Genomic DNA, 13,180 nt, shown 5'->3' with positions numbered 1-13,180 from the left:
CCCTTTGATTAAAGTGATCCCCGATGCGTCTGGTTCTTCCCCTGCTGCCGCTCCTGCTGCTATCTCTGCTGCCTGCCGCGCATGCGGCCCCTTCCTCCACCGCCACCGCGCCTACACCGATCACCTTGGACCAGGCCATGGCCGATCCCGACTGGATTGGCACACCCGTCGAAGCGGCATGGTGGGGCTGGAATGGCCAGCTCTACTACAAGCAAAAACGCCTCGGCTCGCCGCTGCGCGACACCTATCAATTACCAGGCGCGAACGCCAAGCTCAATAGCGGCAAGAAGGTCGACGATGCACAGCTGGCCAACCTCGATGGCCAGCAAATGGTCGTCAACCGGGCCGGCACGCGCGCCATCCTGCTGCGCAACGGCGACTTGTTCGAGCGCGACCTGAAAAACGGCGCCCTGACGCAAATCACGCGCGGTGTGACGGCCATCAGCGACCCGCAATATTCCAGCGACGGCGGCGCCGTGCAATACCGCAGCGGCACCGACTGGTTCAGCTGGAACCGTCTTGATCGCCTGAGCGCCCCCGTCGCCCTTCTGCGCGCGGCCAAGGACCCGGACGCCAAGCCGGAAGCGGACGCCCTGCGCGAACTGCAGCTGCGCCTGATCGTCAACCTGGCGCGCCAGAAGGAAGACCGCGACGCGAACCGCGAACGCCGCCACGAAGAGCGCCGCCTCGATGCCACGCGCGCGCCGGAACCGATCTACCTGGGCGAGAAAGTGACGATTTCCGGCAGCGCCCTGTCGCCGGACGGCCGCTGGCTGCTGTTCGTCACGCAGGATAAAGCTGCCGAGAAGGGCAAGCTGGGTAAACTGGCCCGCTATGTCACGGAAACGGGCTATCCGGAAGCGGACGACGAGCGCACGCGCGTGGGCCGCAACATGCCGATCGCGCAAAGCCTGAAACTGGCCGACCTGCGCACGGGCCAGGTGCGCGAGATCGCCTTTGACAGCCTGCCCGGCATCGCCACCGACCCGCTGGCAGCCTTGCGCGCGGAACAGAAGCTGCCGCCGTTGAAAGGCAACCGCGCCGTACGCATCGATGCCCAGCGCGACGGCATCGCCTGGACCGATGACGGCAGCAAGGCCGCCGTGCGTATCCGCGCCATCGACAACAAGGACGGCTGGCTCGCCAACGTCGACCTGGCCAACGGCGCCCTCGTGCCCGTGCACCGCATCAGCGATACGGCCTGGGTCAACCGCCGCGCCGAGGAATTCGGCTGGCTGCCCGACAACGCCACCTTGTGGTATCTGTCCGAGGAAAGCGGCTACGCCCATCTGTACGCGAAAACGGGCGCGGCTCCGGCACGCGCGTTGACCAGCGGCCCATGGGAAGTGAGCGCCGTCGAATGGAGCCGCGACGGCAAGAACGCCTATTTCATGTGCAACCGGCAGGCGCCAGGCACGTATGAAGTGTGCGCCAGCACGGCCAGGGATGGCGGCGCGCGCGAAGTCACGAATTTGAAAGGCGTGGAAAACTTCGGCCTGTCGCCTGATGGCGGCAAGCTGCTGCTGCGCTATTCGACCAGCTATATGCCGGCCCAGCTGGCCACCGTTTCTGTCTCTGGCGGCAAGGCGACTATCCTCACCGATACGCGCAGCGACGCCTTCAAGGCGCGCAACTGGGTCATGCCGGAACTGGTGCAAGTGCCGTCCACGCATGGCGCGGCACCGATCTGGGCCAAGCTGTACCGGCCAAAGCAGCTGGAAGCTGGCAAGCGCTATCCGATCGTCATGTTCGCGCACGGCGCCGGCTACCTGCAGAATGTGACCGAGCGCTATCCCGTGTACTTCCGCGAACAGATGTTCCACAACCTGCTGGTCGAGCAAGGCTACATCGTGCTCGACGTCGACTACCGCGCCTCGCTCGGCTACGGCAGCGCCTGGCGCACGGCCATCTACCGCCAGATGGGCCACCCGGAACTGGAAGATTTTGTCGATGGCGCCAACTGGCTGGCAGCCCAGCACCAGGGCGACATCAAGAACGTGGGCATCTATGGCGGCAGCTATGGCGGCTTCATGAGCCTGATGGCCCTGATGCGCGCGCCGGACATCTTCAAATCGGGCGCCGCCCTGCGCCCCGTGACGGACTGGACGACCTACAACCACGAGTACACGGCGAATATCCTGAACACGCCGGACATCGATCCGCAAGCGTATAAAATCTCGTCGCCGATCGAATACGCGGACAAGCTGACGGGCAACCTGCTGATCGCCCACGGCATGATCGATGACAACGTGTTTTACCAGGATTCCGTGCGCCTGTCGCAGCGCCTGATCGAGCTGAAAAAGGATAACTGGGAAATGGCCAGCTACCCGATGGAGCGCCACGGTTTCGTGCAGCCGGAAGCGTGGTATGACGAGTACCGCCGCATCTATCAGTTGTTCCAGCGTACGTTGAAGTAAGCGATATCAGAATGTCGGATTACGCGGCGACGCCGCTAATCCGACCTACCCGCTCAGGCGTAGGTCGGATTAGCCCGCAAGGGCGTAATCCGACACCACACTCACTCAGTCAAACGGCACCGGCCGTGGCGTCGTATCCGACGATGGCGGCAAGATCGGCAGCACGATGTGCGGCTGCTTGCCCGTCAGGGTTTTCAGGAAAGCCACCAGTTTGGCGTTTTCGTCGGGCGTAAACGTGCGGCCCAGCTGCAAGCGGCCCATCACGTCGACGGCCTGCGTCAGGGTCGCCGCTTCGCCATCGTGGAAGTACGGATACGTCAGCTCCACGTTGCGCAGGGTCGGCACCTTGAAATTGAAGCGGTCCGCATCCTTGCCCGTCACGGCCGAGCGCCCTTCAGCCGTCATCGCCGTCTTGTACGGTTCCACCACGCCCATCTTCTGGAAAGTGTTGCCGCCCACGGCGGGACCGTTATGACAGGCGATGCAGCCGCTCGATTTGAACAGCTGGTAGCCGGCCAGTTCGTCTTTCGTCAACGCGCTTTTCTTGCCCGACAGCCATTGGTCGAAGCACGAACCGGGCGTCACCAGCACATCTTCAAAGGCGGCGATGGCGCGCGTGACTTGCTCGATGGACAGCTTGTCCTGGCCAAACACTTGTCTGAACTCCGCGCGGTAAGCGGGAATCGAGGCCAGCACGTCGATGGCCAGCTCGTGCGTAAAAGCCATCTCGCCCGGATTGGCGATGGGGCCGCCCGCCTGCTCCTGCAAATCCTTGGCGCGGCCATCCCAGAATTGCGCCACGTTCATGCTGGCATTGAGCACGGTGGGCGAATTGATGGGTCCGCGCTGCCAGTTGTGGCCGATCGAGGTCTTGATATTGTCCGTGCCGCCCATGCTCAGGTTATGGCAGCTGTTGCAGGAAATAAATCCCGAGCGCGACAGGCGCGGGTCGAAAAACAGTTTCTTGCCCAGCTCGACCATGGCTGGATTGGCCACCTTGGCGGCAGTAATCGGCTGGATCGGCTCCTTGCTGGCGGCGTGCAGCGCGCCACTGAGAGCGAGGCTGGCGATGAAAAGGAAGGGGGACATGGTGCGGCGCATAGTCTAACTCCTGGAAACATTCCCGAATCGGCGGCGCGCGCCAGCGCGGGAATGCAGCGCGCCGGCCCGGTCGCCACCCGTACATCGCTGATTGGATGTTGATTTATATTAACTTTGACGGGTTGATAATGAAAATGACCGGGATCAAGGTTCTGGCCAAGTGCGAATCGCGCTTGCCATTTACGCAAGCGTGGCACATGATGACGGCATGAAAACGCCTACCTACCCAACCCTGTTGCCACTGTTGCGCGCCACGTGCGCCAGCTTCCTGCTGCTGGCCGCCAGTGCCTGCGGCAGTGCCCCCACGCAAGATGATGCGCCGCCCGCCCCCGGCAATGCCGGCTTGCTGGCGCAAATCCAGGCGGAAGTGGGCACCGCCGCCTGCGATTCCACCCAGCAATGTCAAACCATCGCCATCGGCGCCAAGGCTTGCGGCGGCCCCGAGCGCTACCTGGCCTGGTCCGGCAAGGGCAATGACGGCAAGAAACTCAAGGCCCTGGCCCAGGCGCAAGCCGAGGCCAGCCGCAAGCAGCAGCAAGCGGACGGCATGATGTCGACCTGCTCCATCGTCACGGACCCGGGCGCCACCTGCGAAGCGGGACGCTGCGTGCTGCAAAAGAGCGCCATGGGTGGCAGCGCCGCCATGTAATGAAATGATTCGGCAACACGTCAGGACTGCAATTGCAAGGTCTTGACGATCTTGCTCTCCACCCTCTCGCCCGCGCCTGAGGTGGTGTTCTTGCTCTCCTTGCGCAGCAACAATAAATGGTCGCCGCTGACGCCATACTGGCGCGTCTCGTCCGACTTTTGCGTAAAGCTGACGACGACAAAGGCGCGCCCGCTCACGTCAAAGTGGAAATGGCTGGCCAGCGGCGTGCCGTCCGCGGCGATCCACACCTCGATGCCGCCTTCGAACTTCTTCACATACTTGCGGTCTTTCTCAGGCACCTTGTCGAGCGACAAAGTAAAGCTGAGCAGACGCGCCGGCTTGCCCTTGTAGCTATCCATCTTCTCGCCGCTGAACACGGCTTCCTCGATCTCGCGCGACAAGGCGTCCGCGGCCGACACCATGGAACGCAACTCCGTCGCCTTCATTTCTCCCAGCGCAAAGCCGATCGGCGTCTTCACCTTCGGATCTTTCACCCTGGCGCGCTGCTCGGCCTCCACTTTCGCCAGCAAATCCTTGCCGTAGAGCACTTGCAAGCCTGCCGGCCCGCCTTCGACAGTGACGGTCGCCTGGCCGCTATCCTCTTCCGCCGCCTTGCCCTCGCCCTCGCGGCGCCAGCTTTTCGATTCCACCTGCGCCTTGATCGGCATCTGGCCCTGCAATCGGGCCAGCGCCGCAGTCAAATCGGCCAACCCGTCGGCGCGCGCCGCGCCGCAAAACAAACTGAACAAGCCCGCCACCGCCAGGCCCTGCACTCCAATACGTCGCTGCATCGCCACATCCCTTCGGGTCATACAAGGATGCCAAAACACCATGTTTTGGCCATCTGTTGCATTTGAACACAGCTAGCTCTGGTCAGGTAGAAAGTCTTTCTGCTATAATTCGCCGCCTTGGCCTGGTAGCTCAGTCGGTAGAGCAGAGGATTGAAAATCCTTGTGTCGGTGGTTCGATTCCGCCCCGGGCCACCAAGAATTCAGCCGCACATAGCAAAAAGCCAACCTTCGGGTTGGCTTTTTTGTTTGCTGAATTGCTCGCGTCCAGCCTGTCGCCAGTCACGCTGCAAGCCGCGCAACGCTGCGAGCCACATGAAAAAATACATCCCTACGCCCCTTCAAGTGCATAGCCTTCAATTTCAAGGCATAAAATATTGCTTAAAGATATATAATTTCCCTTAACAGACTGACTTCGGCAAGAGCTTGGCCGTTTGAACGTGACGCCACATGGCATCACTTTAAAAATTGAAAATGGATATATTCGATGAAGACTTTGGCAATTATGCTTGGTTCGTGCATGCTCGTTGCATGCGGTGGCGGTGGTAGCAGCTCCTCACCGGCCCCTGCTAACCCGGCAAAATTAACCGTCAACGGCACTGCCGCAACGGGGAAAGCAATTGCTGGCGCCATGATTACTGCCAAATGCCAGACGGGCACAGGCAACGCCACGTCGCTGGCCGACGGCAGCTACAGCCTTGCCGCCGCCGGTGGCCAACTACCGTGCCTGCTCCAGATCACCGATCCGGCTGATGGTTCGAAATTACACACGCTCGTGCTGGGAAGCGGCAACGCCGCCACTGCCAACATCACGCCACTGACCGAAATGCTGACGGCGCGGGTATTGGGTAACGAACCCGCGGTCTTCTTTGCCGCGTTTGACTCCACTATTGCCGGCAGCAAGATCAATAGCACTGCGGTGAAAGCGGCGCAGGCCGACGTGGCTGCGGTACTGAGCGGTGTCGTCGACACGACCCCGCTCGCTGATTTCCTTTCCACGCCCTTGAAAGCGGCGACGCAAGGCAACCCCGCCGGCGGCGATGCACAGGACAGGGTTCTCGATGCGCTCAGAATAAAAATCAATGCCGCCCAGCTTACCCAGGTCGTGACCGCGCTGGCCAAGATCAGCAATCCAGACACCATCAAGCAAGTCATCGCCGATATTGCCGCAGTCCCCCCTGTCGCCCAGGCCGGGCCGGCACAAAGCGTGGTAACGGGCACTGTCGTTACCCTCGATGCCAGCGCCAGCTCGGCCTATGCCGGCCGTACACTCAGCTATGCATGGACCCTGCAATCCAAACCGGCAGGCAGCACGGCAAGCTTGTTGTCGCCGACCTCCGCCAGGCCCACTTTTACGGCGGATGTGGCTGGCACCTATGTCGCCAGCGTCATCGTCAACGACGGCAAGGTCAGCAGCAACGCCGCGGCGGTCAGCATCACGGCCAGTGTAGCCAATGCGGCGCCGGTTGCGAACGCAGGCTACGCGCAAAATGTCTTGTCCGGCAGCGTGGTCGAGCTCGATGGCAGCGCTAGCTCGGATGCCAATGGCGATGTCTTGACGTTTGCCTGGATGCTGACGGAAAAACCGGCGAACAGTACGGCCACCTTGTCCTCTGCCAGCGCAGCCAGGACCAGCTTTACCGCCGATGCCTCCGGCTTGTATGTCGCCAAGCTCATCGTCAACGATGGCAAAGCGAGCAGTGCGGATGCAACGGTCACTGTCAGCGCCAGTGCCGTCGACACATCGGGACCCTCCGTGTCAGTCATCACTGTCACCCCCGCCACCGTCAACGTCTCGCAGGCAAGCCAACGCGTGACGGCCACGGTGACCGTGACAGATGCCACCGGAATCAATCTCAACGCCCTGCCCCACCCCTATTGGCACAGCATCGCCGATATCGGCGGCACCCGCATCGATAGCAAATGGGTGCTGGCCTACGGCGACGCGAAGCATGCCACCTTCAGTTCGACGGTGACGATCCCCGCAGGCGCCAAAGCCGGCTCCTGGACGGTTGGCTGGACAGCGTTCCGTGACACATTAGGATATACGAGTACGAATGGCGGCTACGAAAAGAGTTTCACCGTGCAAAGTAATGAACTCAGCGACACGTCGGGCCCCGCCGTTTCAGCCATCACCGTCAATCCCACCACCGTTGACGTCTCGCAGGCAAGCCAACTGGTGACGGCCACGGTGACCGTGACAGATGCCACCGGGGTCAATCTCAACGCCCTGCCCAATCCCTATTGGTACAACGTCGCCGATATCGGCGGCACCCGCATCGACAGCAAATGGATGCTGGCCTCCGGCGACGCGAAGCATGCTACGTTCAGTTCAACGGTGACGATACCCACAGGCGCCAAAGCCGGCTCCTGGACGGTTGGCTGGACAGCGTTCCGTGACACATTAGGATATACGAGTACGAATGGCGGCTACGAAAAGAGTTTCACCGTGCAAAGTAATGAACTCAGCGACACGTCGGGCCCCGCCGTTTCAGCCATCACCGTCAATCCCACCACCGTTGACGTCTCGCAGGCAAGCCAACTGGTGACGGCCACGGTGACCGTGACAGATGCCACCGGGGTCAATCTCAACGCCCTGCCCAATCCCTATTGGTACAACGTCGCCGATATCGGCGGCACCCGCATCGACAGCAAATGGATGCTGGCCTCCGGCGACGCGAAGCATGCTACGTTCAGTTCAACGGTGACGATACCCACAGGCGCCAAAGCCGGCTCCTGGACGGTTGGCTGGACAGCGTTCCGTGACACATTAGGATATACGAGTACGAATGGCGGCTACGAAAAGAGTTTCACCGTGCAAAGTAATGGACTCGGCGACACATCGGGTCCCGCCGTTTCAGCCATCACCGTCAATCCCACCACCGTTGATGTCTCCCAGACAAGTCAACTGGTGACGACCACCGTCATCGTGACAGATGCCACCGGGATCAATCTCAACGTCCTGCCCAATCCCTATTGGTACAACATCGCCGATATCGGCGGAACACGCATCGACAGCAAATGGGTGCTGGCATCCGGCGACGCGAAGCATGCTACGTTCAGTTCAACGGTGACGATACCCGCAGGCGCCAAAGCGGGGCAATGGGTGGTTGGCTGGACAGCGTTCCGTGACACATTAGGATATACAAGTACGAATGGTGGCTACGACAAAAGTTTCACCGTTAAATAAACACGCCAGGCAGCACCAGACGATCAATCAGGGAGCTGCCAGCCCGCTTTGAACATCCTCAGCCAACCTTCGGGTTGGCTTTTTGTTTTTCTTTGCACAAAATCTCTCCCGCCCCACCGCTGTGTACGCAAACGTACGGACTGCAGCGGCCCAAGAGCCCATGCTGCAGGCAGACCACACACCCTTCCCGCCGCCAGCGCCCTGCGCGACACGGCGCAACGGCCACCTGGCCAGTTCTCCCCGCTACACCGCCATGCGAAACTCGCGCCCGACGCCGTCGAGCCGTTCCGTACATTACGGCACACTGCCAAAGGATGCATCATGAAAACTACCCTGATATTGCTCGCGCTCGCCTCTACCCTTGCCCTGACGGCTTGCCAGCGCGAAGCACCACCCGCACCCACCGTCGTACAAGTCGTTCCCGGCCCTGCCGGCGCGCCTGGTCCTGCCGGCGCGACGGGTGCCACGGGCGCTGAAGCCCCTGCCGGCGCGACCGGTGCCACCGGCGCCACGGGACAGACCGGCGACAGCGGTGCCGCCGGATATGACGGCGCCAAGGGCGCCACTGGAGCACAAGGCAACGATGGTGCCAAGGGCGACGACGGCGCCAAAGGTAAGACGGGCGACACGGTGATTGTCGTTCCACAACGTTAATACGCTTTACTCCGGACACCACAACGCCAACCCATCCGGTTGGCGTTGTGCGTATGCGCTGTACCGCACAGTAACATTCGCCATCTCGGCCTATCCTGTTGTCATATAACAGGGAGATATCGCATGCTGACGATCATACTGGTGGTGGCCCTGCTGGGCCTGGTTGTACTGTTCGCGCCCGGCCCCGTGCGCCGCGCCCTGATTACCCCACACCTGCTGGCCCTGTTCAAGCGCATCTTGCCGACGATGTCCGACACGGAGCGCGACGCGCTCGAGGCCGGTACCACGTGGTGGGATGCGGACCTGTTTTCCGGCAAGCCCGACTGGCCCAAGCTGCTGCGCTATGGACGCGCCACGCTCACAGCCGAGGAGCGCCATTTTCTCGATCACGATGTCGAGCGGCTGTGCGAACTGGTCAACGACTGGGAAACGCAGCAGGCGCAGGATTTGCCGCGCCCAGCCTGGGACTACATGAAGGCGCAAGGTTTCCTCGGCATGATTATCCCGAAGCAATATGGCGGCAAGCAATTCTCCGCCTACATGCATTCGCAAGTGGTGATGAAGCTGTCGAGCCGCTGCTCGGCGCTGGCCGTGACCGTGATGGTGCCCAATTCGCTGGGGCCGGCCGAACTGCTGTTGCACTACGGCACCGAAGCACAGAAAAACCATTATCTGCCGCGCCTGGCCAACGGCACCGAGATTCCCTGCTTTGCCCTGACCAGTCCGTATGCGGGCTCCGACGCGGCCGCCATTCCCGACCTGGGCGTGGTTTGCATGGGCATGCATGAAGGACGCCCTACCCTGGGTTTCCGCCTCACGTGGAACAAGCGCTACATCACCCTGGCGCCCGTGGCAACCTTGCTGGGCCTGGCATTCCAGACCAGCGACCCCGATCATCTGCTGTCCGACAACGATGCGCCGGGCATCACTTGCGCGCTGATCCCCGCCAGCCACGACGGCGTCGTGATCGGGCGCCGCCACCATCCATTGAACGCCGCTTTCCAGAACGGCCCCACGTCGGGCAACGATGTGTTCATCCCCATCGACTGGGTCATCGGTGGCCAGGCGCAAGTGGGCAAAGGCTGGCGCATGCTGATGGAGTGCCTGGCGGCTGGGCGCGCCATTTCGCTGCCCTCGTCCAGCGTGGGCATGGGCAAGATGGCCGTGCGCGGCACTGGCGCGTATGCGGCCGTGCGGCGCCAGTTCAACATGCCGATCGGCAAATTCGAGGGGGTGCAGGAAGCGCTGGCCCGCATGGGCGCCAACCTGTACCTGATGGATGCGGCGCGCACCCTGGCCGCGCACGCCGTCGACCTGGGCGAAAAGCCGGCCGTCATTTCCGCCATCGTTAAATACCACGTCACGGAACGGGGCCGCGCGCTCGTCAATGACGGCATGGATATTCTCGGCGGCAAGGGCATCTGCATCGGCCCCAACAATTTCCTCGCCAGCGCCTACCAGCAAATCCCCATCGCGATCACGGTCGAAGGGGCCAACATCCTCACACGCAGCCTGATCATCTTTGGCCAGGGCGCCATCCGCGCGCATCCGTATGTGCTCAGGGAAATGGCTGCCGTCAGCGAAAGCGACGGCCGCAAGGCCTTGCGCGATTTCGATGCGGCCTTCTTTGGCCATGTCGGCTTTGTGCTGGGCAACCTGGCCAGGGGATTGTGGTACGGGCTGGGCGGCGCGCGCCTGGCGGCCGTGCCCGATGCCGGCGCGCCTGTACTGACGCCCTACTACCGCGCCCTGACGCGGTTGTCGACGGCGTTTGCCGTCATGACGGATATGTCGATGTTCGTGCTCGGTGGCGAACTCAAGCGCCGCGAGCGGCTGTCCGCCCGCTTGGGCGACGTGCTGGCGCAGCTGTACCTGGCGTCGTCCGTGCTGAAGCGCTACGAGGATGATGGCCGGCCCGAGGCCGACCTGCCCTATGTGCACTGGTCGCTGCAAGATGCGCTGGTCAAGGCGCAGCAGGGCTTGACGGGCGTGCTCGACAATTTCCCCGCGCGCGTGCTGGCGGCGCTGCTGCGCACCTTGCTGTTCCCGTTTGGCTTGCCCCACCGCCCGCCATCCGACGAACTGGGCAGCGAGGTGGCGCTGGCCCTGCAAACGCCGGGCGCCGACCGCGAACGCCTGCTGGCCGACGCTTATGTGGCCAACGACAGCAACGACCCCGTGGCCTGCGCCGAGCGGGCCCTGACCCTGCTGCCCGACATCCTGCACATCGAAAAACGCCTGAAAGACACGCCCGAAGGCGCGGCCCTGCGGCACCTGCCGCAAAGCCTGTCCGCCATGCAGCAGTGGCTGGCCGCAGCCAAGGCGGCGGGTTCGGTCAGCTGCCAGGAGCACAACACCTTGCTCGACTATGCGCGCCTGGTCGACGGCTTGATACAGGTCGACGATTTTGCGCCCGCTGCGGCGCAGCCAACACACTTGCAGGCGCACGGGGCCGATATCAACAGCCGCGCAGCCTGAGCCGGATTGCGGCCTATACTGAATTGAGCGGGTGCTGTGCCCGCTCTTTTCGGAAAGGAGTCGATCATGACGCGCAAATTCATCGATTGCCGGGAATTCCCAAGCGACACGCATTGTTCGGTGGCCATCTCGGCCGACAGCGAGGAAGAGCTATTGGGGATTGCCGTGGAGCACGCGGTCTCGGTACACCATCACCACGACACGCCGGAACTGCGCCAGCAATTGCGTCAACTGTTCAAGGACGGCATGCCGCCCGAACACCTGCCCATGACGGGACAGGCCGGCAACAGCGGGACCGCGCATGCGCACTAGCCGGCCAGGGCTTGCGCCGGTTTCTGAAAGCGCAAGCCCGGCACGAGCGGCACCAGGGACACACAGGCTTGAACGCCTGACGCCTGAGCACCCCGGCAGCGGATATCAATCCCTTGATCCAAGGCAATGCAATATGCGGCCAGCCAGCATAAGATCGCCGCCTTTGCCCATCCTCCATGCGCCACGCTCCCGAACTCCTCCTGCCTGCCGGCTCCCTGGCCAAGATGCACGCCGCCTTCGACTTTGGCGCCGACGCCGTCTACGCGGGCCAGCCACGCTACAGCTTGCGCGTGCGCAATAACGATTTTTCGACCTTGCAAGCCTTGCAGGAAGGCATCGATGGCGCCCATGCGCGCGGCAAGCAATTCTTTGTCGCCAGCAATATCTTCGCCCACAACGCCAAGCTGAAAACGTATTTGCGCGACATGGAACCGGTGATCGCCATGCGCCCCGACGCGCTGATCATGGCCGATCCGGGCCTCATCATGATGGTGCGCGACAAGTGGCCGGACGTCCCCGTACACCTGTCCGTGCAGGCGAACGCCGTCAACTGGGCCGACGTCAAGTTCTGGCACCGCATGGGCTTGACGCGCGTGATCCTGTCGCGCGAACTGTCGCTCGACGAGATCGAGGAAATCCGCCAGCGCTGCCCGGAAATGGAGCTCGAGGTCTTCGTCCACGGCGCGCTGTGCATCGCCTATTCAGGCCGTTGCCTGCTGTCCGGTTATTTCAACCACCGCGACCCGAACCAGGGCACGTGCACGAATTCCTGCCGCTGGGATTACAAGGTGAAAAACGCGTCCGAAGACGCCAGCGGCGACCTGGGCGGCATGCAGGTGGTGCCGCTGGAATTTCACCAGGCGCTGGCCGAGGCGGACAACAATGCGTTTTCCGCCCTGCACCAGCAGCCGCGCCACCCGCTGGCCGACCAGCCCTATCTGATTGAAGAAGCCCAGCGCCCGGGCCAGCTGATGCCGATACTCGAAGACGAGCACGGCACCTACATCATGAATTCGAAGGACTTGCGCGCCGTCGAGCATATCGAGCGCCTGGTGAGAATCGGCGTCGATTCGCTGAAGGTCGAGGGCCGCACCAAGTCGCTGTACTACGCGGCGCGCACGGCGCAAGTCTACCGCCAGGCCATCGATGACGCCGTCGCGGGCCGCCCTTTCGATATCAGCCTCCTGGGCCAGCTGCAAGGCCTGGCCAACCGCGGCTACACGGACGGCTTTTACCAGCGCCACCACACGCAGGCGCACCAGAACTACATGCGCGGCGCGTCCGAGGCGGACCGCAGCCAATACGTGGGCGACGTGCTGGGCGTGGCGGACGGCTGGGCCAGGGTGGAAGTGAAAAACCGCTTCGCCGTGGGCGACCGCATCGAGGCCGTGCATCCGGGCGGCAACCGCGACGTCACCATTACCCGCATGCTCAGCGATGACGGCAGCGAAATCCAGGTGGCGCCCGGCAGCGGCCACTTCGTGCGCATCGAACTTGACGGCGCTCTCGACAAGGCCTTGCTGGCCCGTTATTTGTAACCGCCAGTCTGCTGCGCGGGGTAGCGAAGCAGTCTACAAGTGTTTGATTTGAC

The 13,180-nt window shown here is 62.5% G+C and carries 9 protein-coding genes and 1 tRNA gene; 8 read left to right on the top strand and 2 right to left on the bottom strand.

Features of this window, described 5'->3' with window-relative positions; all coding sequences use genetic code 11:
- Positions 1–23 precede the first annotated feature (23 nt).
- Positions 24–2,417 (top strand): S9 family peptidase, encoded by a 2,394-nt coding sequence (locus tag JAB6_RS25840; protein ID WP_070305500.1) that lies wholly within the window; start codon positions 24–26, stop codon positions 2,415–2,417.
- A gap of 105 nt (positions 2,418–2,522) precedes the next feature.
- On the opposite strand, the gene JAB6_RS25835 is transcribed toward JAB6_RS25840, so the two are convergent.
- Positions 2,523–3,506 (bottom strand): cytochrome-c peroxidase, encoded by a 984-nt coding sequence (locus JAB6_RS25835; protein ID WP_254671801.1) that lies wholly within the window; start codon positions 3,504–3,506, stop codon positions 2,523–2,525.
- A 220-nt stretch (positions 3,507–3,726) separates the two neighbouring features.
- Here JAB6_RS25835 and JAB6_RS25830 point away from each other — a divergent pair, with 220 nt between their 5' ends.
- The gene (locus JAB6_RS25830) at positions 3,727–4,167 is read left to right on the top strand and encodes a hypothetical protein (RefSeq protein ID WP_070305499.1); all 441 of its coding nucleotides are present in this window, start codon (positions 3,727–3,729) and stop codon (positions 4,165–4,167) included.
- A gap of 20 nt (positions 4,168–4,187) precedes the next feature.
- Here the strand turns inward: JAB6_RS25830 and JAB6_RS25825 are convergent, their stop codons facing one another.
- A complete protein-coding gene (locus JAB6_RS25825) occupies positions 4,188–4,958 on the bottom strand; it encodes a hypothetical protein (RefSeq protein WP_070305497.1) in 771 nt (256 codons plus the stop codon).
- Between the two features lie 119 nt (positions 4,959–5,077).
- On the opposite strand from JAB6_RS25825, the gene JAB6_RS25820 reads away from it, so the two are divergent.
- From JAB6_RS25820 to yegQ, 6 genes are all read left to right on the top strand, one after another.
- Positions 5,078–5,153 (top strand) — tRNA-Phe (locus JAB6_RS25820).
- Between the two features lie 289 nt (positions 5,154–5,442).
- Positions 5,443–8,145, top strand: a complete 2,703-nt coding sequence (locus JAB6_RS25815) for a PKD domain-containing protein (protein ID WP_139143500.1) — start codon at positions 5,443–5,445, stop codon at positions 8,143–8,145.
- A gap of 321 nt (positions 8,146–8,466) precedes the next feature.
- Positions 8,467–8,799, top strand: a complete 333-nt coding sequence (locus JAB6_RS29910) for a hypothetical protein (RefSeq protein WP_070305493.1) — start codon at positions 8,467–8,469, stop codon at positions 8,797–8,799.
- A gap of 123 nt (positions 8,800–8,922) precedes the next feature.
- A complete protein-coding gene (locus JAB6_RS25805) occupies positions 8,923–11,277 on the top strand; it encodes an acyl-CoA dehydrogenase (protein WP_083293005.1) in 2,355 nt (784 codons plus the stop codon).
- A 66-nt stretch (positions 11,278–11,343) separates the two neighbouring features.
- Positions 11,344–11,589 (top strand): DUF1059 domain-containing protein, encoded by a 246-nt coding sequence (locus tag JAB6_RS25800; protein ID WP_070305491.1) that lies wholly within the window; start codon positions 11,344–11,346, stop codon positions 11,587–11,589.
- 176 nt (positions 11,590–11,765) lie between these two features.
- A complete protein-coding gene (gene yegQ, locus JAB6_RS25795) occupies positions 11,766–13,127 on the top strand; it encodes a tRNA 5-hydroxyuridine modification protein YegQ (RefSeq protein WP_070305489.1) in 1,362 nt (453 codons plus the stop codon).
- Positions 13,128–13,180 lie beyond the last annotated feature (53 nt).

The sequence above is a fragment of the Janthinobacterium sp. HH104 genome (assembly GCF_001758715.1).
GTDB lineage: Bacteria > Pseudomonadota > Gammaproteobacteria > Burkholderiales > Burkholderiaceae_D > Janthinobacterium > Janthinobacterium aestuarii.
Note: the sequence above shows the minus strand (reverse complement) of the source record. Positions and strands in the feature narration are given on the sequence as shown.

Excerpts from the sequence above, each read along its gene's own strand:
- JAB6_RS25830 (WP_070305499.1), top strand. The coding sequence starts at position 3,727 with ATGAAAACGCCTACCTACCCAACCCTGTTGCCACTGTTGCGCGCCACG.
- JAB6_RS29910 (WP_070305493.1), top strand. The coding sequence starts at position 8,467 with ATGAAAACTACCCTGATATTGCTCGCGCTCGCCTCTACCCTTGCCCTG.
- JAB6_RS25840 (WP_070305500.1), top strand. The coding sequence starts at position 24 with ATGCGTCTGGTTCTTCCCCTGCTGCCGCTCCTGCTGCTATCTCTGCTG.
- JAB6_RS25800 (WP_070305491.1), top strand. The coding sequence starts at position 11,344 with ATGACGCGCAAATTCATCGATTGCCGGGAATTCCCAAGCGACACGCAT.
- JAB6_RS25815 (WP_139143500.1), top strand. The coding sequence starts at position 5,443 with ATGAAGACTTTGGCAATTATGCTTGGTTCGTGCATGCTCGTTGCATGC.
- JAB6_RS25825 (WP_070305497.1), bottom strand. The coding sequence starts at position 4,958 with ATGCAGCGACGTATTGGAGTGCAGGGCCTGGCGGTGGCGGGCTTGTTC.
- JAB6_RS25835 (WP_254671801.1), bottom strand. The coding sequence starts at position 3,506 with ATGTCCCCCTTCCTTTTCATCGCCAGCCTCGCTCTCAGTGGCGCGCTG.
- JAB6_RS25805 (WP_083293005.1), top strand. The coding sequence starts at position 8,923 with ATGCTGACGATCATACTGGTGGTGGCCCTGCTGGGCCTGGTTGTACTG.
- yegQ (WP_070305489.1), top strand. The coding sequence starts at position 11,766 with ATGCGCCACGCTCCCGAACTCCTCCTGCCTGCCGGCTCCCTGGCCAAG.